Here is a 20,114-nt window from a genome sequence, read left to right as displayed (position 1 = left end):
CCTGGATGTTCGCCTAACCGCTCGAAACTTGTCCCGCAAGTGGCGCGGTCATGGACGGGAGGATTCGCCAGAGGACGATCGCGTAGACAATAGCGGAGCACACGCGCAGACCGAGAGTCGCGAGCACGATCCCGAACACCCCCCAGAGCGAAAAGAAGATGATATCCAGCACGAGGTTGGTGGCGAGGGTCAGAGCCGACAGCCATGGGAGAAGGCGCTGCCGACGCGCGATGACGATGAGTCGCGACGCTGACATGATCCACATGGTGAGGGGCGCCGACGCGAACAGCACCATGGCCCAGGACAGACTCTGAGACCAGATGCTGGGGAGGGGAAGCAGCTGGAGGACGGATGCCGCGGTGATCCCCACCACGGCTATGACCGCTGCGGCCCCCAACACAACTGTCAGATCCTTTCGGAGCAACTTTCGAGCGTCCTGCTGCGTCATGGTCGGGATGCGGCTCCACCGCCCGACACGACGCACGAGGAACCCGTAGTTGAGGAACTGAGCCGCCGCGAAGTAGAGCTTGTCGGCCAGCTCGTACATCGAGATGGAACCTGTCGGCCCGGCGTTCAGGAATACCCGATCGATGATAGGCGCCCCTTGGGACATGCCGGCCGAGAACGACTGCCAGAGCATGCCGCGGCTTTCGAGCTTCTCATCACGGTTGGCAAGGTACCCGCTCAAGATCCTGTTGCGTTTCCAGCTGAGCAGTCCATAGCGCACGGCTTCACCGAGGACGAAGGCGAGCGGCAGCAGGAGCAGAGGCATCGCCGGCCAGGCGATGATGAGGATCGAGGGGAGCGTCGGCCGGAGGAACTGCAACGCGACGGCGTAACCGGCCTCTCCGTGCGCGATGAGGATCCCGGATTGCACGGAGGAGAAGACTGTGATGACGGAAACCCCGAGCATCAAACCGCAGACAATGAGGAAATCGGTCGAACGATCACTACCAACCGCATAGAGGAGGGCGAGCAAGGGGCCGACGATGCCGGTAGTGAGGAGACCGAAGACGTAGACGCGGCGTCGGTAGGACACCATCGCGCTTGTGGACGGCATTCGGCCGTCGGAGAGCTGCCGACCGAACTCGCTCACGGTGTTCAGCTCGATCGCCGTGCCGACGGCAGAAGTAAGCGTCGTGACGATCGAGAGGGCCAGCATGATGCTGTCACTGACAGAGGCCGGCTTCGCCAAGGTGAGGATGAACGGGAAGAGGAACCCCGGAAGCATCGCGACGACCGCGGCGGCCGCAGTGCGCAGGTCTGCGGACTTAGGAGAACTCATCGCTCCGCGTCTCGACGGGCGACTGCAGTCATGATCGCCTGCTCTAGACACTCCCCGCTTGACTGCGCGCTGAAGCGGTCGAGCCAGTGATCGATTTCGGCGCCGGGGCGTATGCTTTCCGCGGCAAGGACCGCATGTGCGTAGTCCGAAGGAGCGTCCGAGAGCGCGAGCTGGCCGGTGATCCCCGGAACGATCGCGTCGCTCACTCCGAGGGCTCGGGAGGATGCGACCGATGGCACACCCATCGCCGCCGCCTCGACGAGGACGTTCGCGAAACCCTCCACCTGCGATGGAAGGAGCACGACTGCACCCGGGGGCACGTGGTCGAACCAGTTTTCCACCCACCCGTGGAAGATCGTTGTGAGGTCATCGGGGACAGCGGCGCGGGCTTTCTCCTCCTCACGACCTGATCCGAAGAAGTGCAGATACACCGGTCGCCCGCTCGTCTTCGCACACTGCTGGGCCACCTGGATCGCGAGCGAAGGCCGCTTGCTCGGCGTCAGCCGCCCGGGGACGACGATGTGAAGCGTCCCCGAGTCGCTGACGTCGGTCTCGGAAGAGAGCGAGCGACGCGAGACCTTCCCCATCGCCGGGTTGGGCACCACCCATAGACGATCGGTGGGCACGGAGAACATGGTTTGGGCTTCGGCACCTGACGCATGCGAGATCGCGATGAACGCGTCGGCGAAACGATACCAGATCCTCGCGAGTGCGAGTTCGATCGCCTTGTTGTTCCCCGCGCGTCGCGCGCCCGTTTCGATCGTTCGGCCGCTGATGGCGATCGTCGGTCGGCCCGGCAGCATCCTCGACGCGAGAAGCGCGATCAGATTCCAATGCGGGGCCAGTGCGAGCACGACGTCGAACTCGCGTGCCCTCAGCCGGTTGCGGAGGGCGAGGATCCGTCCACCGAACCAGCCACCGGGCAGGTGCTCGCTTCGCTGCTCCTTCCGCGCGTGGGTGGTGAGGAAGGTGACGGCCGCACCGCGATTCGCGAGGTAGCGGCCCCACTGAACTGCCACGAACTCGGCGCCGCCACCATGAAGAGATGGAAGGAGGATCGCGATACGGAGTCCACTGATCTCGGCCATCAGCTCGGCTCTCCCTTGGTCGCGTCCCAGACCTCAGCCACCATCGTCGAAGCCGCCTGCGCTCGCACCGACTCGTAGACATCGTCGCGAGGGAGCCCCATAGCCTGGTCAATCGCTTTGGCGAAATCGCCGGCCTCCCGGCCGGTGATCCGAATGCCATTCTTCGAATGCTGGATCGCGAAGTCGGGGTCAGCCTCGACGGAGGCGACGACGGGAAGTGCGCTGCCCATCGCCTCGTACATCACCCGCGGCGACCCCTCGAAACGTGAGGTCATCAGCAAGACATCCGCATCACGCATCAGCTCGGCCACCTTTGAACGGGATACTGCGCCGGTCAACTCCACAGATCCTTCCAGGCAGTGCGCCGAGATTCGATGCATCATATCGTCTCGGAGCGTGCCGTCGCCGACGACGAGACAGCGCCAAGATCGTGGTGAATCACGCTTAAGCGTGGCGAAGGCGTCGATTGCGAGCAGCGGATCCTTGGGAGCCTCCAGGCGACCCACCCAGAGGACGGTAGGTGATGTAGAGCTCCGGTTCTCGGCGTCGAGAAGCGGATGATAGAGCTCCTCGTTGTACCAGGTGCGCATGTGTTTGACGAGGTATCCATCGGCGGCATAGCCTGCTGCGCTCTCTTTGTTGAAGACGACGGTGAGGTCTGCGCTTCTGAGTACAGCTCGTTCCAGCAGGCGGAAGGCGCGTGGCGCCTTCCGCCAGAAGCTGTCACTGTGCGACTCGAGCGACGCGGCCGTGTTGGTGTGCACAAAGTAGACACGTCGTCGGGAGGGGAAAAGACGGGTCACCAACCCGGCCTCCACACGGTGAATCTGCACGACGCTTCGTCTCGTCGATCCCCACGCGAGCGGAAGCAGAGACCCGAGCGCGACACGGATCGAATGCGGGATGAAGCGGACCTGATCCCCTGGGTTAGCTCTCGAGACGGGAATGAAATCGATCGGCCGCCGAAAGCTTTCGAGAGTGACGCGCCGATGCAGCGGACGGGTGCGGCTGACGCCGATCACGAGGATCCTCTCGCCCTCTGGCGCGCGGTCCAGGAGGTCGCGTATGCACGTGTCGACCCCACCGGGGACCGGGGATTCCGGGTCAAACTGATGGATGATGACTCGTGAATACTGTTTGCGTCTGAGCACGAAGCAATCCTACTTTCCGCTCGCGTAGTGGCTGTCGGCGGCCAGATCACCGGATCAGATGCCGTCCGTCGCCGCCTGCTTGCTGATATTGGTGCTGGTGCGCAACTCTCGTACGATCGGCGCCATCTTGATTGCTTCGGGCCGCGTTCCGTAGACGATAGGCGCACGCTTCAGGTCGCTCCCCGGTCCTTCTCAGTGATCAGCAGTGAATAGTTGTGGAGGCCGGTCGTTCTCAAGAGGATCTTGCCGCCCTCCGGGAGAAGCGACTCTTCACGACGATCCAAGTGAACCGTACATTTCCCACGAGGTAGCGCTTAAGCAGTCTTCGAGGCTCCTGGACCATGCGGAAGAACCATTCGAGGCCGAGCTTCTGGAGGATCCGCGGCGCACGCTTCGTGAGGCCCGCAACAACATCGAAGGAACCACCAACACCGAAGGCCAGGCCGGTGTTCAGCTGTGCCCGGTGAGCGAGCACGAACGCCTCCTTCTTCGGACTCGGCATGGCGAGGAAGAGGAGATCCGGTGTGGAATCGGCGATGTCCGAAACGACGGCCGCCTCCTCCGCAGTGGACCAGTACCCGTCGCGAGCGCCCACGACATGAACGCCTCGCACCTGGAAGATCTCACGCACCTTGGCATTTACCTTCGGCGAAGCCCCCAGCAGGTAGACAGTGTAATTCTTCTCCGACGCCTTCTCTACCAACTGCAGCATCAGGTCGATCCCGGAGACCCGCTCCGGGACCGGGACTCCAAGGAAACGAGTGGCCCAGAGCACGGACTGCCCGTCGGCGTTGACTATCTCGCTCGTCTCGATCGCGGTCCGCATATCGGCATCGTCCAATGCCAGGAGAACATTGGCCGCGTTCAGATCTGAGTGGACCTCACCTCGGCGCGCGATCGCCTCTTCGCAGGCTCGAATGGACTCCGTCATGGTCAGTCGGTCCAGCGGGAGTCCTAGGAAGCGTCCTCGGGTTGTGGCCACGGAATCTTCTCCTTGCCCCTCGTCGGGGCGCATCGTCGGTCCCGGGCATGCATCGTCTGACGCGCGACCAGGACCACTGGTCAGCTGAGCGGCACCAGCATACTTGCTTGCTCTGGGCGATGCGCGTCGACGGGCCCAGGCAGGGGTGCGAAGGAGTGAGTCTTGCCTCACGACATCACGTACTTGCGCGCCGGGGAAGGTGGCTCTACCTGGCCATCGCGATCGACCCGCAAAACCGGATGGTGGCGGACTGGTCGATCGCCGTCCACATACGCACCGAGCTGATCTGTGACGCCCTGAGGATGGCGCACGGGCACGTTCAACCGGGCGTCGTGTTGCACTCGGGCCGCGGAAGTCAGAACACGTCCGACGAGCGCGCGACGCTCACCACGGACTCGATTTGCGCCTGTCCGTGGACCGCACGGACGTCTCCTCTAAACCAATCACCTGACGGCTCCTGCAAAGGACAGCAGGTCGTCAGCCGTAGCTTGTTTCGCAACTGTCACCTTCGGTCAGACCAGCTCAGCTATTGTTATCGGGTGACTCCTCGTACCCGCCCAGACCAGGCCACGTTCGACGAACTCGTCGACGGATCGGCCGACAATCCGCCGGCCGATGACTGGCGAGAGCGTAACCGCAGAAAGAAGCGGCGAAACTTCTGGGTCGCGGTGGCGATATTTGTGGCGCTGATCCTGGTCGGCCTGGCAATCGTCGGCGGATACCTGTGGAATCTGTCCCGCAGCGTGTCGGAAAAAGCTACCTATGTCGAGAACGTCCTGCCGGATTCCAAGGATCGGCCGGAGGCGAGCAAGGTCGGCTCGAAGAACATCCTCTTCCTCGGCTCTGACAAGCGTCCCGAGGATTCGGGCGAGAAGGTAACCGGGCAGCGCTCGGACGTGATGATGCTGGTGCATATCGATTCGGCACGCCAGAATGCATACGCGGTGTCATTCCCGCGCGATCTGTGGGTTCCGATTCCGGGGCACGGCAAGAACAAGATCAATTCCGCGCTGGCGTTCGGCGGTCTGCCGCTTGCGGCTCAGACCGTCGAGAACTTCACCGATACCAGGATCGATCACGTTGCGATGATCGACTTCGAGGGCTTCGCCGAGCTGACGGACTCACTCGGCGGTGTCGAAGTTGATGTCGAGGAAAGCTTCAGTTCCGCAGGATTCGACTTCACGGCGGGAACGCAGAAACTCAGCGGCGAAGAAGCTCTGGCGTTCGTGCGTGAACGCAAGTCCTTCAAGGACGGCGACTTTCAGCGGGTACGAAATCAGCAGGCGTTCCTCAGGGGACTGATGAAAACGGCACTCAGCGGCGACACCCTGACCAGTCCGGGAAAGATCAACGACCTGGTCTCCACCGTGGCGCCCTATCTCACCGTCGACAAGGGCTTCGATCCGTCAACCATGGCTGGGCTCGGCTGGGATCTGCGCAATGTGCGCCCGGCGAACATTCACTTCCTGCAGGCTCCGAACGACGGCACCGGGCGAGCCGGCAAGGCATCGATCGTCAAGGTCGATGATGGCGGGATGGACGACCTTCGCAAGGCGCTCAAGGACGACACGATGGAAGAGTACGCGGCAAACGCCGGATAGAGAGCCGAGGGCCAGGACAAATGCAGCCACTAGGCTGCCGACAGCTCCAGATTCCGCTCGCATTCTGAGATTGGTCCGGTTGCTGGTGAGTCAGCCTCTGCAAATGTGGCGGCCCCACTGGCGCCAGCCAGATTCTCGCCTGCCAGATCGCTGGCTTCGCAGCGGCAGGACTGTCCGACTTCTGTGCCGCCTACATCTGCTACCTCTTTAGCCGCGGCCGGGCCGCCACACCATCAAGGATCCCGGACGAGCCGAGGGGCGGGTGCCTCGAGCCAGCGAGACCACGTCTCCGGCGAGCCCCGCGGCGAACACCCGACGCCCGGAATCGCCTCTGACCCGTAGCTCGTCGAGCTGCGCGGCGAGCTCCGCGGCGCGGGACTGCATTGCCTCGACCTGATGCTCCAGTTCCATAATGCGTTTGATACCGGCCAGATTGACACCCTCGTCCTGGCTCAGTCGCTGTACTTCGCGCAGCCGGGCGATGTCACGCGCAGAGTACCGGCGCCCACGTCCTGCCGTGCGATTGGGCGATACCAGGCCTAGCCGGTCGTACTGCCGCAGGGTCTGCGGGTGCATGCCCGCAAGCTCGGCGGCGACGGAGATCACGAATACCGCGGCATTCTCATCAACCCTCATGGCTCACCTTCCCTGTCGGACACTTCTCGATTCAGCTGCTCTTGGCCCGCTGGATCAGATCGACCCGCGGGTCTTCGTCCTTGGTTGCGGTCTGGAAGTCCTTGACCGCCTTCTGAGCATCCGCGCTAAGGTTCTTCGGCACGACGACCTCAACCGTCACCAGCAGATCGCCGGTGTGACTCTTGGTTTTGACGCCGCGGCCACGAACCCTCAGCACCCGGCCGCTCGGAGTTCCCGGTGCCACCTTGACCCGAACCGGCAGTCCGTTCAGCACCGGCACCTGAATTTCGGCTCCGAGCGCTGCCTCATCGAACGTGACGGGAACCTCGATGCGAAGGTTATCGCCGTCCCGCTTGAATACTGGGTGCTGTTCGACGTTCACGGTCAGCAGCATGTCGCCTGGCTCGCCACCGTTGGGCGACGGCTGGCCCTTGCCGCGCAGCCGGATCTTCTGGCCGTCCTTGACGCCGATCGGCGTACGAACGGAGATCGGACCGGAACTCGCGCCGTTCAGTTTGACCGTGGCGCCCTCGATCGCTTCGGTGAAGTTCAAAGTGGTGCGGGCGCTTATGTCGCCGCCCTTGCGCGGGCCGGTGGAGAATCCGGCCGTGCGACCACCGCTGCCGTACCCGCCGATGTCGAACAGGTCCGCGAATTCAGGCGGGATGTCTCCCCTGTTGGAGGTCCGCGAACCGGTTTCCGGTTGGAACAGTCCGCCGAATAGGTCCTCGAACCCGGCACCGCCACCCGCACCGGCCCTTGCGCCGCCGGAACCGGCGGAGAAGCGCGTGCCGGAAGCCATGGCGCGCACTGAGTCGTACTGCGCGCGCTCTTCTTTGTCGGAGAGCACGGCGTACGCTTCGCCGAGTTCCTTGAACTTGGCCTCGGCGGTCGAATCGCCAGGATTGGCATCCGGATGATACTTCCGGGCCAGCTTGCGATAGCTCTTCTTTACTTCATCCGCGGACGCATCCTTGGAAACGCCGAGAGTGGCGTAATAATCCTTGTCGAACCAGGCGTTCTGGGGTCCGGTATTCATCGGCGCCTCCTTTCTCTAAATCTGTCAGGGTGCCGCCCTGGTCTGGGGTTGCAAGCCTGTCACATTCCCCAGACCACGACCACGCCCTATTCGGGCTGGGCGACGGCTACCCGTGCGGCGCGCAGCACCCGATCGCCGAGCTTGTACCCGGGCTGTAGAACCTGGGTCACGGTGATCACGTCGACATCTGCCGACGGCTGCTGCATCAGTGCTTCGTGCACCTGCGGGTCGAACTCTTCCCCCGGTTCGCCGAACTGGCTGAAGCCGAACTTGGTGAGCGCGGCCACCAGCTTTTCCGAGTGAGTCTCGAACGGGCCGTTCAGATCACCGTGCTGGCGAGCCAATTCGACCTCATCAAGCACCGGCATCAGCGATTCGAGCACGCTGATCACACCGGCATCCCGCGCAACGTCGCGGTCACGGGCGACCCGCTTGCGATAGTTCGTGTACTCGGCCTGAAGTCGCTGCAGGTCCTCCAGCCGTTCGGCTGCCAGCAATGCCGCTGGGTCCGCCGCACCGGCGGCCAGATCGGGCGCCGCCTCCGGAGCGGGAGGAGTATCGTTCAGCGACGAAAGGTCGTCGGGCACGTCGGTGTCGGCACCCTGCGGGGTTCCGACGGCGTCGGCCGGCTCGGCCTGCCCCCCTGCAGGTGGAGCCTGCCCGGCCGGATCGGCCTGTCCAGCCGAAGGAGCCTGTGCGGCCGGATCGGTTTCGGCAGGCTGGTCCGGATGGTCCCGTACCTCGCCGGTCGTCGGGTCGATTCGCCGCTTGTCCCGGAAGACATGCGACTGAGACTGTGCCGACTGCTCCTCGGAGCGCTCTTCTGGCGCAGAGCCGGAGTTTGCGTCCGATGCTGTCATTACTTCTTCTCCTCGTCCTCATCAATAACTTCGGCGTCAACGACGTCCTCGTCCGAGGCTGCTGGCCCGTCGGCCGGCCCGCCAGCTGACGTGCCACCGGCCGCGTCGGCTCCCGGAGCACCTTCCGCGCCCTGGGCTGCCTGCGAGGCGTAGATTGCCTGCCCGATCTTCTGCTGCGATTCGGAAAGCTTGTCGAAGGCGGTCTTCACCGCTGCGTTGTCCTCACCCTTCAGCGCTTCCTTCAGCGCTTCGACGTCGGCGGCGACCTCAGTCTTGACGTCGTCAGGCAGCTTGTCCTCGTTCTCCTTCACGATTTTCTCGGTGGAGTAGGCAAGCTGTTCCGCGTTGTTACGGGTGTCGGCTTCCTCGCGGCGCGTCTTGTCCTCGGCCGCGTGCTCTTCGGCTTCGCGAACCATGCGCTCGATATCTTCCTTCGGCAGAGCGGAACCGCCGGTGATCGTCATCGACTGCGCCTTGCCGGTGCCCTTGTCCGTTGCGGATACGTGCACGATGCCGTTGGCGTCGATGTCGAATGCGACCTCGATCTGCGGCACACCACGAGGGGCCGGGGCGATGCCGGTCAGCTCGAAAGTGCCCAGCGGCTTGTTGTCCCGAGTGAACTCGCGCTCGCCCTGGAATACCTGAATCGACACCGATGGCTGGTTGTCGTCGGCCGTGGTGAATGTCTCGCTGCGCTTGGTCGGAATGGCCGTGTTGCGCTCGATCAGCTTGGTCATCACGCCACCCTTGGTCTCGAGACCGAGAGAAAGCGGTGTGACGTCGATCAGCAGAACGTCCTTACGCTCACCCTTCAGCACACCGGCCTGAACCGCGGCGCCGATGGCAACTACCTCATCCGGGTTGACGCCCTTGTTCGGCTCCTTGCCGCCGGTCAGTTCCTTGACGACGTCGGTGACGGCAGGCATCCGGGTGGAACCACCCACGAGCACAATGTGATCGATTTCAGCCACCTTGATCCCGGCGTCACGCATCACGGCGTGGAACGGTTCCTTGGTGCGGTCGAGCAGGTCGCTGGTGAGCTCCTGGAACTTCGCACGGCTCAGGGATTCGTCCAGGTGGACGGGTCCGGATTCGCTGACCGAGAGGTACTGCAGCGAAATGTTGGTGCTGGTGGCGCTGGACAGTTCCTTCTTCGCCTGCTCAGAAGCTTCTTTCAGTCGCTGAAGGGCCGTCTTGTCCTTGGACAGGTCGATGCCGGTCTTCGAGCGGACCTGCTGCAGCAGCCAGTCGACAACGCGCTGATCCCAGTCGTCGCCGCCTAGTTTGTTGTCACCGGATGTGGCGCGAACCTGGATGGTGGAGAAGTCGTCTTCATCCTTGCCGACTTCAAGCAGCGAAACGTCGAAGGTACCGCCACCGAGGTCGAAGACCAGGATGAGCTCGTCTTCCTTGCCCTTTTCCAGGCCGTATGCCAGCGCGGCCGCAGTCGGCTCGTTGATGATGCGGAGCACGTTGAGGCCGGCGATCTCACCGGCGTCCTTGGTGGCCTGGCGCTCGGCATCGCCGAAGTATGCCGGAACTGTCACCACGGCGTCGGTGACTTCTTCACCGAGGTACGACTCGGCGTCAGTCTTCAGCTTCTGCAGGATTCGCGCTGAGATTTCCTGCGCGCTGTACTTCTTGTCATCGATCTCAACATGCCAGTCGCTGCCGATGTGGCGCTTGACCGATGTAATGGTGCGATCAACGTTGGTTACGGCCTGGCGCTTGGCGATTTCGCCGACCAGCCCCTCGCCCGACTTGGAGAAAGCAACGACGGACGGCGTGGTCCGGCCACCTTCTGCGTTGGCGATAACCGTCGGCTCGCCACCTTCAAGAACCGAAACCACAGAGTTGGTGGTTCCCAGGTCGATACCTACTGCACGTGCCATCTGTTTCCTCCTAGAGAGAAGTTGAGCTTTCTGTACTCAAGTCTGCTCAGGGATCTGACATTGTCAAATCCAGGCTGATCAAACTTGCGTCTACGTGACTCAACTCTCCGGAGGCGGGTTTTGTTCCCGGCTGGCTTCGGGGAGGCTGCTGGCAGATACAAGCTGTAGCTCGGATGCCCGCCATCGAAGCGAAACTTCGCGACAGCTAAAGAGGCGCGTGAGCCTTGGCCACAAGGCCGTCAATCGTAAAGGTGTACTGGCCGAACTTGATTGTCTCCTTCCCCCGCTTCACTTCTGGCACAAGAGGGTCGCGCACGGATGAGATTAGTTCCGAGAGAGTTTGATGCTCACCAACGAACTCCACGATGTTGGTTGAAATCTCGAAAAGATCAGATGACCGAAGGACCTCACGCGCCTCTGCGATTCCTTCCAACCCGAGATAGTTTTGTCCGGAGATCGCCCATGTCCACTTCACCCGGCTCATGTCGGGCCAATCGGATGGCCAATCAACCACGGTGTCCTCTGCTGCAAGGGCCTCGCGGGTCCGCGGAACCTGTTCTTCTGCCTTCTTTAGAATCCCGGAGATAGTACCGAGAAACTCCTGTCCCGAAGCTGGACGGATTCCTCCGCCCACCTCCACGATCAATCCCATGTTCGTAGACGGTGAAAAAGCGACAACGTCGAGATCACCCCGAGCCCGTCCACGCGAGTCAGTCATCCTAACCGCCGGTGCGACGAGCAGGGAATCCCGCACAGCATTGCAGATGATGGTCGCCAGGTCTTTGGCGATATCTAGATCCCGTCCCACCGGTCCGAACTCTTCTGGTTGCCGCGCGCCAAGTCGGAGGAGTACTCGTTCAACCCGGTTGTCCAGAACTGTAGCCAACGGAATTAAGATGCGGTCCGAGTCCTCCCTAACGACTGGCCACAATCCGTGATCCTTAGCCGCAAGTTGGCTAGGGTCACGCTCAGGGTCATAGGCGATGTTGAGTAGCGCGGAAGCTGCTTTCTCCGGGCTGGTCTCAGGGTAATAGTGCCGGACCGCGTCGACGATGGTAGCGATACGATCCGAAAGACAATGCACTGGGATGTAGGCGAGTTGCAGCGCGGAGTATTGATGCGCGAATGCATGTGCGTATAAAACATGCCAGACGTTGCAGTAGTCCCGAATGCTCACCCCATTGAATTCACGGTCTTCTCTGAGCAGGTGAAACTTGAAGGGCCTCGTCTTCATCACCGTGCTGATGTACACCGGTACGAGTTTCTTCCAAAGATCTGCCTTGTTTGTTGGGTCGTGACGTAAACGCATCGGCAAGACACGTTCGGAGATGGAGGCCAAGGAATCCACGAAGGTGGGATCCAACACGATGCTGTCATCGACATCCCAGGCACGCTGATTGAACGCGAGATCGAATGCTTCCGGAGAAGGGTCCGCCGGCGCCGTCAACACGACGTGGTCTTCGTCAGCTTGCAGTTCGTATCCATAGTGGTGAGTCTTCCAGAGCGCCTTTTCGATCCGTTGATATCGGAAGGCTTTCTTCACAAGTCGCTTGCCCCATGCCGGATTTGGAAGCGGAGCGGTCGTATCGATTGCTCTTGCCCCATATCGGGCACCCCATTGCATCGCGACTCCTGTTGTGTCAAGCCAGTCGATATTCGCATAGGGCAAGTTCTCCGCCGTAACGGTGTACATTTCGCGGAGGCGAGTGTGGTCGATTGTCGATAGCAATTGGCGTTGCGGGGCCCGGCTGAGCTTCCAGAACGGGTCTTTCGCGATCGATCCATCGAGAACGGCAAGAATTTCTTTGGGTGATAGGCCGGTCAGTGACGAGGCGGACATGAACTGAGGCTATCTGGAAGAGTAACTGCCCTCAACGACCTGAGCCGCCCTGCAGCACAGCTCGTGGCGCCCGAGAAGCCAATGCGGAAGATCGTCCCTTCGTGTCTGGTGTCTCCTGTTCTTCAGCCAAGAACCGGGAGGCTGAGGCCAAGCCGATCCAACTCCGCCGCCTGCTTTGCTTTCGGGGCTTCTCGTCCGGTGCCCAGCAGAACACACGTGGTGTCGTCCCAGGATGTCGGCAGCTCGGCCTCGAGGAGAGCTGAGATCGTCGCCCTGGTGAGCTCAAGCGACCGAGGAGTCGGCCCCTCGATCTGCAGCTCTTGCATCATGTCCAGGTGGTGGATGGCAAGTTCCACAGCCCAGGTCGCGAGGAAGTCGCCGCTGCGCAGTACGTAACCCTGGGACTCGATCGCTCCTTCGGCTAGGCCGTCGGCCGCCCGTGCCACCGCACTGGCGGCCGCCTGCAGATGATCGGTTGCGCCGGACGGACGGCGGTATGCCGAGGCGGTACGTCTGGTCCAGAGAATTCCATCCACTCCGTCGCCACCGTTGCCGGGCGGAAACTCGCCCCAGTAAGACGCGGCATCGCGATTGGCTGCCCGATTAGTCGGGGCCACGAAGCCGCCGAGCATCTCCTCGAGACCAGCCCGAACATGGGTGACAACATCGAGCACTGCCCAGCCATGACACCGGCTTGTAACCAGCAGATCGCGATCGGACAGGCCGCTGCACGTGGTGACGAACTGCTTCAGCTGCTCACGAAAAATGGCTCGGGCGCGATCGTGCTCTACCGAAAAGGCTTCCACCCCGACATCATGCCCAAATCATCCAGTCGGCGCCAGCAACGAACTCTAAATTGCCAGGGCGGCGTCCACCGCGGCTTCCACGTGCAGCCGGGTGGTTGGGAAGATCGGGATCGCGCTGTCAGCTTCCGAGATCAGCAACTCAATCTCCGTGCACCCCAGCACGGCTCCCTCAGCACCAGCTTCGGCAAGCCGGGCGATCACGTCACGATAGATCTGCCGCGACTCCTCCCGGATAACCCCACGACAGAGTTCGTCATAAATGATTCGGTGGACCTCTGACCTATCGTCCTCGGGCGGCACGATCACCGAGAGCCCATGGCTGGCGAGTCGTTCCCGATAGAAGTCCTGTTCCATGGTGAACGCCGTGCCGAGCAGGCCGACCGTGACCAGCCCGGCTCGGCTGACAGCCTGCGCCGTCGCGTCTCCAAGGTGCAACAGCGGAATGTCGATCGCCGCCTGCACCTGGTCGGCGACCTTGTGCATCGTGTTGGTGCAGAGCACGAGCAGATCCGCGCCACCAGCCTCCAGTCGAGCCGCCGCCCGGGCCAGTAGCTGTCCGGCGTCATCCCACCGGCCGGCAACCTGTAGCTTTTCGATCTCATCGAAGTCGACCGACAACAACAGGCACTTGGGCCGAGTGCAGACCACCCAGACGCTCGCGGACAAGTTCGTTGGCCAGCCGGTAGTACTGTGCGCTGGACTCCCAGCTCATTCCGCCGAGCATCCCGATCACACGCATTGAGGTCGTCGTCATGCCTAAATCCTGCCATCAGTGCGGATCGGGATAGCACCGGCAACATAACGGTTCAACCCGGGAACGTCGCGCCGCGGCGAGTGGCTTGGACTTTCGAGCAAGTGACTTGGTTCACTTAGTCCCATGCAGAACAGACCCGGTAGTGATCGCCGCGCGGATCAGCGACGGAAGCGTAATCGACCGAATGGTCGGTGGAAGCTGATCACGGCGGTCGTTGCCGCGGTCGTCGTGCTCTCTCTCGGAGTGGTCGGCTACCTTCGCTTCTGGGCTGCTCCGAATACTGAAGACAAAGTCCGGGCCACGGCGGCGCAGGTGGCGGAGGGCTGGGCCGGCGGAAAGCTGAGTGCCGCTCCCTGGCAAGGCACAGACGTCGAAAAGGTCTACGGAGAACTGATTGAGCCACTGAAGACGGCCGCTGGCGTCGACCACCCGAACTCGGTCAGCGTCCGTTCGGTGACCGTCGACGGCGACAGCGCCCAGGCCATCCTCGACGTAACCTGGGACTTTTCGGCCGCAGCAGAGGAACCCGCAGCAGCGGAACCCACGGCAGAGGAATCCGCCACCGACGGCGCCACAGCAACGACCGAGGCACCCACACCGACGAACGGTATGCCCTCGGAAGGGCCGAGCGACGGCGCTGCCTCTCCGGCAGCTTGGGCCTACCCGACGACGCTCGACTTGCACGAAGTCGATGGCAAATGGTTAGCCGACTTCGCTCCCGCACTTATCCATCCTCAGCTAACCGACGGCGCCAAACTGGAGGTCACAGCCCTGCCGGCGAAACGCGCTCCCATCCTCGGCGCGGACGATGAGGAGCTCGTGGCCGAGGGCGACGTCGTGGTCGTCGGCATCGAGTCGGCGCGAGCAGAGAATCTGGACAAGCTGGTGGATAAGGTCGCCAAACTCACCGAGGTCGACGCAGCAGCTCTCAAGAAGCGGGTCGATTCCGCCTCGGAACACGCCTTCGTGGACGTCATCACGCTGCGCCGGACCGACTACGACAAGGTTGCCTCCGAACTGCAGCCACTGCCGGGGACCGTCTTCCGTGAGGAGACCCGACCCCTGTCACGGCATCGCGACTTCGCCCCGGCGTTGCTTGGATCCGTCGGCCAAGCCAGCGCCGAAGACGTCGAGAAATCGCAGGGAAAAGTTGTGGCGGGCGACCTGGTCGGACGTTCCGGGCTCCAGGCCGAGTTCAACGACCAGCTGAGCGGCACCGACGGTTTCCAGATCGATGCCGTGCCGACCGCGCCGTCCGACCAGCAGGCGGAAGCTGATGCCACAACGCCAACAGATGGCGAAGCGACCGCCGATCCGGTCAGGCTCTTCAGTTCCGAGCCGGACGACGGAACCGCCGTGTCCACGACAATCGACATCGATATCCAGGACGCCGCGGACAAGGCGTTGGGCGCAGCGAAGAATCCGGCCGCGCTGGTCGCGATCCGGGTGGACAGCGGCGAGATCGTCGCAGTCGCCAATGGCGGCAAGGACGGCGCCGGCTACAACCGGGCGTTGCACGGAAAGTATCCCCCCGGTTCGGTGTTCAAGATCGCCTCATCACTGGCCTTGCTCGACGCCGGCGTCTCCCCGGGTGACACGATCGCGTGCCCGAAGACCACAACGGTCAATGGCAAGAGCTTCAAGAACGCGGAGAACCACGTGCTGGGCGACGTCACATTTGCCGAAGACTTCGCCGAGTCCTGCAACACGGCCTTCGTGAACAGCGCCAGCAAAGTCAGCGCCAAACAGATCAGCGCGGCTGCAGCAGCGCTGGGTATGCAGGAAGACCTCAAGATCGGCGCCAGTGCCTTCGGTGCCAGCGTGCCAGTCGTGGACGACGAGGTTGAGCACGCCGCGTCCATGATTGGTCAGGGCAAAGTGCTTTCCAGCCCGCTCGGAGTGGCCACGATGGCCGCCTCGATAGCAGCCGGCAGCCGGGTATCTCCGGTACTCATTCCCGGATCTTCGGGTACCGAGGACGCCGGATCGAAGCCCGACCCGGAGCGCCTCGACGCGATCAGGAAGATGATGCGCGAGACGGTAGAAGATGGAACCGCCTCCGCATTGGCCGATGCGCCGGGCGGCCCCGTCTACGGCAAGACCGGAACCGCGGAATACGGCTCCGAGGTTCCACCGCGCACCCACGCGTGGTTCGCAGGCTTCCAGGACGATATTGCCTTCGCCGTCCTGGTCGAAGACGGCGGTTTCGGCGCGGAGACCGCGGTGCCGGTGGCCGAAAAATTCCTTAAGAATCTGGCCGGCTGAATGCGGTCGGCTGCACCTAAGTAGGCTCCGGGATATGTCCTGCTTCATCTGCGCAACCTGTGGCGTCCAGTTCCCTCCATCGGTCAAGCCTCCAGCCGAATGTCCGGTCTGTGAGGATGCCAGGCAGTACGTTCCGGTTGCCGGGCAGCGGTGGACCACCCTCGAGGAGTTGCGGGCCGGGCATCGCAGCGAGATCCGCCTGGACGCGGGTCTGACCGGGATTGCCGCAGCGCCGAGATTCGCCATCGGCCAGCGAGCGCTCCTGGTGCCTCATGGCGACCGGGTGCTGATGTGGGACTGTCAGACCCTGATCGACGATGACGGTATTGCCGCCGTCAAAGCCGCCGGCGGTCTCTCCGCAATCGCAATTTCGCATCCGCACTACTACTCGACCATGGTCGAATGGGCGCACATTTTCGATTGCCCGGTCCTGCTGCACGCCGACGACTCCCGCTGGATCATGCGTCCGGATCCCGCGATAGAACTGTGGGACGGCGAAGAACGCGATCTCGGCGACGGCCTCACCCTGCTGCGCCTCGGCGGACATTTCGCCGGCGGCACTGCCCTCCACGTGGAAAGGGACGCGGGCACTCTGCTGTCCGGCGACATCGTCCAGGTCATCCCCGACCGGAATCACGTGTCGTTCATGTACTCGTACCCGAACCTGATCCCGCTCGCCGAACGTGAGGTGCGCACCATCGCCGACAAGCTACGGCCGTACCGGTTCGAGCGGATCCTCGGCGCGTGGTGGGACACCCTGGTGCCTAAGGATGGCGACGCGATCGTGCAGCGCTCGGCCGAGCGCTACATCCGAGCGTTGGCCGGAGACTACCCGCCGGAAAATTAGCCTCGACACCTTTTCGAGCTTGTTCGACTCTTCTAGTACCGACATTGGTACCATTAGCGGTATGGCTACGAATTTGCGTTTGCGCCCAGACGCTGAAGAGGCACTCAGGGCGAGGGCTGCGGCCAGCGGAGAGTCCCAACAGGAACTGATTCGCCAGGCAGTTGATCGCTACCTGGGTCTACGCGAAGCTGCTGCGCCTGAAAGCCCGGTGGAAGTGGCGATGACTGTTCTCGGAGTGCTGCCCGCACGCACAAAATTTCGTGAACTCGATGAGCTTGTCCGCCTTCCCGAAGGTACGAACACCGTCGACCTTCTCGAGCGCGACGAGCGCTTCTAATGCGGGTGTATGTCGACAGCAGCGCATTGCTCAAACGAGTCTTTCTCGAACCCGAGTCAGACGCGCTAAATCTGCAGCTGAGGAACTACTCGCAGGAGGGCGCTGCGCTGATCACTTCGTCGCTCGCCTGGGTCGAAGTCTCAAGGGCTATCCGCACAGCACGCGCTGGCACAGCGAAGATGGCCGATTCTGCTGATTTGGTTGAAACAGCGCTATCGGGAATGCTCGAGAAGCCGATCACAGCGGAGGTAGTCTCCCTCGCCCGTAGGCTCAACCCTCCGGTGCTGCGCAGTCTGGATGCACTACACCTGGCCTCGGCGATCCTGGTTGACGCAGACGCACTGATTGCCTACGACCAGAGACTGATCGCAGCCTCAATGGCAAACGACCTCAGGGCGGTGGTGCCGACCGAGGCCGGCGCTCGTTGACTCACTTCGCTGACCGGCGCATGCTCGACCTGTGGATGCCCTGAGTAGCCGGATTCTGATCCGGCCGACCGATCCGGAGCGCAGCCGGGTTTTCTACCGGGACCAACTCGGCCTGGCGATCTACCGCGAATTCGGTGACCGGAACGATCCGGCTCTGGTGTTCTTCCTCGGCAACGGGCTGCTCGAGGTCTCGGGGCGCGGCGAAAGCGCGTCGGGGCGCGAAAGCGCCGTGTCAGCAAATCTCGCGCTCTGGGTGCAGGTCAGGGACGTTGCAGCCGAACACCGGCGGCTTCGCGACGCCGGAGTCGAGATAGTCCGGCCACCGAAGCTTGAGGCGTGGGGCCTGGTCGAAATGTGGGTCAGCGACCCCGACGGTCTGCGGATCGTGCTGGTCGAAGTTCCGGACGACCACCCACTTCGCCGGGACCAGAGATAAGCGTCAGTTACAGCGCGCCGCTCAGGTAGCCGTACACGCCGAGGCCAAGGAGAACCGCAACCGGTGCCACGACGATCCACATCATCCTGTAGTTCCTGCGCACGATCGCCGCGGCCAGCAGGAACGGAGCACACAGCAATACGAATGCCGCGCTTGCCGCCAGCCAACCGGTGAGCGGCTCGGGCGTGGAGCACTCGAGGAAGCAGCCGCTGAAACCTACTGCCGCAACCATTGCGAGCCAGAAGATCGGCAGCGCCAGAATGGCTAGCCCGACAACCGCGATCAGCACACCCCACCACGGCGAGCGTCGCTCGGCCTGCGGCCGGTACTCGGTGCTCTGTTCCGACACGTGGATCATGGGCACCAATCTATGGCACGTCGAGGCGCGAATCGTCCGAAAGGCTCGCTCTTCGTTGCAAGACGCGTCGGTCGGGTGCAGCATGAGCAACTATGAAACGTTTCCGAATAGGGCACTACCTGAAAACCAGCTTGTGGTTCCTGCCACTGTTGTTCGTCCTAGGCGGGGTCATCCTTTCGCTGATCGCGACCGCCATAGACAACGGCAGCCTGATCCCGCAGAGCATCACCGGCGATCCGACCGCCGCAATGCAGATTCTCTATCTGATCGCTTTCGCCATGCTGACCCTGACCGGCCTACTGCTGTCCCTGCTCGTGGTTGCCGTGCAACTAGCGATGGGAACGTTCTCGCCGCGGATCGTCCGGCAGATCCTCCAGGACCGGCCGAGCCAATCGGCCATCGGGCTCTTCGCTGCAACCTTCGCATTCGCAATGCTGGCGATGCGAAAAGTCCGAACTACCGCGGATGGTGGATCGGTGCCCGGACTCGCAGTTCTGATTGCCATCGTCTTGGTCGTCGGCTGCATCGGGACACTGATCTGGTACCTCAACCACATCGCGCAATCACTGCGCGTCGCGGCGCTGACAGGATGGGTGTCCGAGGACACGATGAAGTCACTTGATCGCGTATACCCGGATCACGGGCCTCAGCAACCCCTCGATCCCAGCTTGATCACCACCCCGCACAGCGGAGTCGTGTTCGAGGTGGACCACGATCGTCTGGTGGATCTCGCCAGAAAATCAGGCTGTCGACTGGAGCTGCTGTGGGCCGTCGGGGATTTCGTGCCCACCGGGGCGGCTCTCGTCCGCGTCGCCGGCGAACCGGCCGTTCTCTCAGCCAGGGCGGTTACCGCGTCGATAGCGATCGGCCCCGAGCGCACCTTGAATCAGGACGTCGCCTATGGCCTCCGCATGCTGGTCGACATCGCCATCCGTTCACTGTCGTCCGGACCGTTCGAGGATCCGACGACAACCGTGCAGGCCATTGACCGGCTGCACGACATCATGCGCCAGCTGGCCCGCCGCCCGCTGCACTCCGGTGAGCACCACGACGCAGACGGCACGCTCCGGTTGCTGGCGCCAACGATGCAATGGGGCGGATACGTCCGGCTCGCATTCGACGAGCTCCGGCAGGCCGGTGCTGCGTCACCACAGGTGGTCCGGCGTCTGCGTTCCGCGCTCGACGATCTGCTAACCGTTGTGCCCGAGGAACGCCGACCTGACCTGGAGCACCAATTGGAGCTGTTGGGAGACCTGTCTTCGGCAGCCGCCCCGACGAAAGCCGATCGTCGGATGACGCAGGTACCCGACCCTTCCGGACTTGGGTCCGCCGCCGATCTGCTGACCCCTACCTCGAAGCAGCAGTAAGGGCAGTCGATTCGGCCCGGCGCACGGCGCCAAACGGTCCGTAAAGTGACCAAGACCGGGGTCTATGTAACCGGACTTGAAGCAGAAACCGGACCGTTACGCGTCCCGAGCCCAGGAAACCGGACCGTTACGCGTCCCGAGC

At 62.7% G+C, this 20,114-nt stretch carries 20 protein-coding genes; 7 read left to right on the top strand and 13 right to left on the bottom strand.

All coding sequences use genetic code 11. From position 1 onward, the window contains the following. Positions 1-13: 13 nt before the first annotated feature. The 4 genes from LWF01_RS19145 to LWF01_RS19130 all read right to left on the bottom strand — a co-directional run bounded on the left by LWF01_RS19145 (position 14) and on the right by LWF01_RS19130 (position 4,506). On the bottom strand, positions 14-1,285 hold the full coding sequence (locus tag LWF01_RS19145) for a polysaccharide biosynthesis protein (protein WP_349638966.1): 1,272 nt from the start codon (positions 1,283-1,285) through the stop codon (positions 14-16). After that, complete coding sequence (locus tag LWF01_RS19140; RefSeq protein ID WP_349638965.1) at positions 1,282-2,373, bottom strand: glycosyltransferase; 1,092 nt, start codon at positions 2,371-2,373, stop codon at positions 1,282-1,284. The genes LWF01_RS19145 and LWF01_RS19140 overlap by 4 nt, the downstream gene beginning before the upstream one ends. Then, positions 2,373-3,524 (bottom strand): glycosyltransferase family 4 protein, encoded by a 1,152-nt coding sequence (locus tag LWF01_RS19135; protein ID WP_349638964.1) that lies wholly within the window; start codon positions 3,522-3,524, stop codon positions 2,373-2,375. Before LWF01_RS19135 ends, LWF01_RS19140 begins: the two co-directional genes overlap by 1 nt. 232 nt (positions 3,525-3,756) lie before the next feature. Then, positions 3,757-4,506 (bottom strand): WecB/TagA/CpsF family glycosyltransferase, encoded by a 750-nt coding sequence (locus LWF01_RS19130; RefSeq protein ID WP_349638963.1) that lies wholly within the window; start codon positions 4,504-4,506, stop codon positions 3,757-3,759. A 539-nt stretch (positions 4,507-5,045) separates the two neighbouring features. On the opposite strand from LWF01_RS19130, the gene LWF01_RS19120 reads away from it, so the two are divergent. Next, entirely contained in the window at positions 5,046-6,107 is a 1,062-nt protein-coding gene (locus LWF01_RS19120; protein WP_349640963.1) for an LCP family protein, read from the top strand. A gap of 207 nt (positions 6,108-6,314) precedes the next feature. Here LWF01_RS19120 and LWF01_RS19115 read toward each other — a convergent pair whose 3' ends face one another. The 8 genes from LWF01_RS19115 to LWF01_RS19080 form a co-directional block, all read right to left on the bottom strand. Beyond that, positions 6,315-6,743: a heat shock protein transcriptional repressor HspR gene (locus tag LWF01_RS19115; RefSeq protein ID WP_349638962.1), complete on the bottom strand. Its 429-nt coding sequence runs from the start codon at positions 6,741-6,743 to the stop codon at positions 6,315-6,317. Positions 6,744-6,774: 31 nt separating this feature from the next. Further along, entirely contained in the window at positions 6,775-7,782 is a 1,008-nt protein-coding gene (locus tag LWF01_RS19110; RefSeq protein WP_349638961.1) for a DnaJ C-terminal domain-containing protein, read from the bottom strand. An 86-nt stretch (positions 7,783-7,868) separates the two neighbouring features. Continuing rightward, positions 7,869-8,642 carry a nucleotide exchange factor GrpE gene (locus LWF01_RS19105; RefSeq protein ID WP_349638960.1) on the bottom strand — a complete coding sequence of 258 codons (774 nt, stop codon included), beginning with the start codon at positions 8,640-8,642 and terminating at the stop codon, positions 7,869-7,871. Next, positions 8,642-10,534, bottom strand: a complete 1,893-nt coding sequence (gene dnaK / locus LWF01_RS19100; protein ID WP_349638959.1) for a molecular chaperone DnaK — start codon at positions 10,532-10,534, stop codon at positions 8,642-8,644. Before dnaK ends, LWF01_RS19105 begins: the two co-directional genes overlap by 1 nt. 205 nt (positions 10,535-10,739) lie before the next feature. Further along, a complete protein-coding gene (locus LWF01_RS19095; protein ID WP_349638958.1) occupies positions 10,740-12,374 on the bottom strand; it encodes a hypothetical protein in 1,635 nt (544 codons plus the stop codon). 122 nt (positions 12,375-12,496) lie between these two features. Next, positions 12,497-13,180 carry a maleylpyruvate isomerase N-terminal domain-containing protein gene (locus LWF01_RS19090; RefSeq protein ID WP_349638957.1) on the bottom strand — a complete coding sequence of 228 codons (684 nt, stop codon included), beginning with the start codon at positions 13,178-13,180 and terminating at the stop codon, positions 12,497-12,499. A 45-nt stretch (positions 13,181-13,225) separates the two neighbouring features. Beyond that, the gene (locus tag LWF01_RS19085; RefSeq protein WP_349638956.1) at positions 13,226-13,798 is read right to left on the bottom strand and encodes an aspartate/glutamate racemase family protein; all 573 of its coding nucleotides are present in this window, start codon (positions 13,796-13,798) and stop codon (positions 13,226-13,228) included. Continuing rightward, complete coding sequence (locus tag LWF01_RS19080; RefSeq protein WP_349638955.1) at positions 13,779-13,934, bottom strand: hypothetical protein; 156 nt, start codon at positions 13,932-13,934, stop codon at positions 13,779-13,781. The genes LWF01_RS19085 and LWF01_RS19080 overlap by 20 nt, the downstream gene beginning before the upstream one ends. Before the next feature lie 123 nt (positions 13,935-14,057). Here LWF01_RS19080 and LWF01_RS19075 point away from each other — a divergent pair, with 123 nt between their 5' ends. From LWF01_RS19075 to LWF01_RS19055, 5 genes are all read left to right on the top strand, one after another. Next, the gene (locus LWF01_RS19075) at positions 14,058-16,199 is read left to right on the top strand and encodes a penicillin-binding transpeptidase domain-containing protein (RefSeq protein WP_349638954.1); all 2,142 of its coding nucleotides are present in this window, start codon (positions 14,058-14,060) and stop codon (positions 16,197-16,199) included. A 34-nt stretch (positions 16,200-16,233) separates the two neighbouring features. Then, positions 16,234-17,046, top strand: coding sequence for an MBL fold metallo-hydrolase (locus LWF01_RS19070; RefSeq protein ID WP_349638953.1), 813 nt, complete (start codon positions 16,234-16,236; stop codon positions 17,044-17,046). Between the two features lie 61 nt (positions 17,047-17,107). Next, positions 17,108-17,383 (top strand): ribbon-helix-helix protein, CopG family, encoded by a 276-nt coding sequence (locus LWF01_RS19065; protein WP_349638952.1) that lies wholly within the window; start codon positions 17,108-17,110, stop codon positions 17,381-17,383. After that, on the top strand, positions 17,383-17,811 hold the full coding sequence (locus tag LWF01_RS19060) for a type II toxin-antitoxin system VapC family toxin (protein ID WP_349638951.1): 429 nt from the start codon (positions 17,383-17,385) through the stop codon (positions 17,809-17,811). The genes LWF01_RS19065 and LWF01_RS19060 overlap by 1 nt, the downstream gene beginning before the upstream one ends. A gap of 31 nt (positions 17,812-17,842) precedes the next feature. Next, complete coding sequence (locus LWF01_RS19055; protein ID WP_349638950.1) at positions 17,843-18,247, top strand: VOC family protein; 405 nt, start codon at positions 17,843-17,845, stop codon at positions 18,245-18,247. Between the two features lie 7 nt (positions 18,248-18,254). On the opposite strand, the gene LWF01_RS19050 is transcribed toward LWF01_RS19055, so the two are convergent. Then, positions 18,255-18,605, bottom strand: coding sequence for a hypothetical protein (locus LWF01_RS19050; RefSeq protein ID WP_349638949.1), 351 nt, complete (start codon positions 18,603-18,605; stop codon positions 18,255-18,257). 92 nt (positions 18,606-18,697) lie between these two features. Between LWF01_RS19050 and LWF01_RS19045 the strand changes: the two genes are divergently transcribed. Next, a complete protein-coding gene (locus tag LWF01_RS19045; protein WP_349638948.1) occupies positions 18,698-19,972 on the top strand; it encodes a DUF2254 domain-containing protein in 1,275 nt (424 codons plus the stop codon). Positions 19,973-20,114 lie beyond the last annotated feature (142 nt).

This window comes from Saxibacter everestensis (assembly GCF_025787225.1).
Taxonomy (GTDB): domain Bacteria; phylum Actinomycetota; class Actinomycetes; order Actinomycetales; family Brevibacteriaceae; genus Saxibacter; species Saxibacter everestensis.
The sequence above is the reverse complement of the archived record's forward strand: the minus strand, read 5'-3'. Positions and strand labels throughout refer to the sequence as shown.

What these genes read in the sequence shown, in the direction of transcription:
- LWF01_RS19140 (WP_349638965.1), bottom strand. Translation starts at nt 2,373, where the DNA reads ATGGCCGAGATCAGTGGACTCCGTATCGCGATCCTCCTTCCATCTCTT.
- LWF01_RS19145 (WP_349638966.1), bottom strand. Translation starts at nt 1,285, where the DNA reads ATGAGTTCTCCTAAGTCCGCAGACCTGCGCACTGCGGCCGCCGCGGTC.
- LWF01_RS19110 (WP_349638961.1), bottom strand. Translation starts at nt 7,782, where the DNA reads ATGAATACCGGACCCCAGAACGCCTGGTTCGACAAGGATTATTACGCC.
- LWF01_RS19115 (WP_349638962.1), bottom strand. Translation starts at nt 6,743, where the DNA reads ATGAGGGTTGATGAGAATGCCGCGGTATTCGTGATCTCCGTCGCCGCC.
- LWF01_RS19080 (WP_349638955.1), bottom strand. Translation starts at nt 13,934, where the DNA reads ATGACGACGACCTCAATGCGTGTGATCGGGATGCTCGGCGGAATGAGC.
- LWF01_RS19060 (WP_349638951.1), top strand. Translation starts at nt 17,383, where the DNA reads ATGCGGGTGTATGTCGACAGCAGCGCATTGCTCAAACGAGTCTTTCTC.
- LWF01_RS19105 (WP_349638960.1), bottom strand. Translation starts at nt 8,642, where the DNA reads ATGACAGCATCGGACGCAAACTCCGGCTCTGCGCCAGAAGAGCGCTCC.
- LWF01_RS19075 (WP_349638954.1), top strand. Translation starts at nt 14,058, where the DNA reads ATGCAGAACAGACCCGGTAGTGATCGCCGCGCGGATCAGCGACGGAAG.
- dnaK (WP_349638959.1), bottom strand. Translation starts at nt 10,534, where the DNA reads ATGGCACGTGCAGTAGGTATCGACCTGGGAACCACCAACTCTGTGGTT.
- LWF01_RS19065 (WP_349638952.1), top strand. Translation starts at nt 17,108, where the DNA reads ATGGCTACGAATTTGCGTTTGCGCCCAGACGCTGAAGAGGCACTCAGG.
- LWF01_RS19095 (WP_349638958.1), bottom strand. Translation starts at nt 12,374, where the DNA reads ATGTCCGCCTCGTCACTGACCGGCCTATCACCCAAAGAAATTCTTGCC.
- LWF01_RS19070 (WP_349638953.1), top strand. Translation starts at nt 16,234, where the DNA reads ATGTCCTGCTTCATCTGCGCAACCTGTGGCGTCCAGTTCCCTCCATCG.
- LWF01_RS19050 (WP_349638949.1), bottom strand. Translation starts at nt 18,605, where the DNA reads ATGATCCACGTGTCGGAACAGAGCACCGAGTACCGGCCGCAGGCCGAG.
- LWF01_RS19045 (WP_349638948.1), top strand. Translation starts at nt 18,698, where the DNA reads ATGAAACGTTTCCGAATAGGGCACTACCTGAAAACCAGCTTGTGGTTC.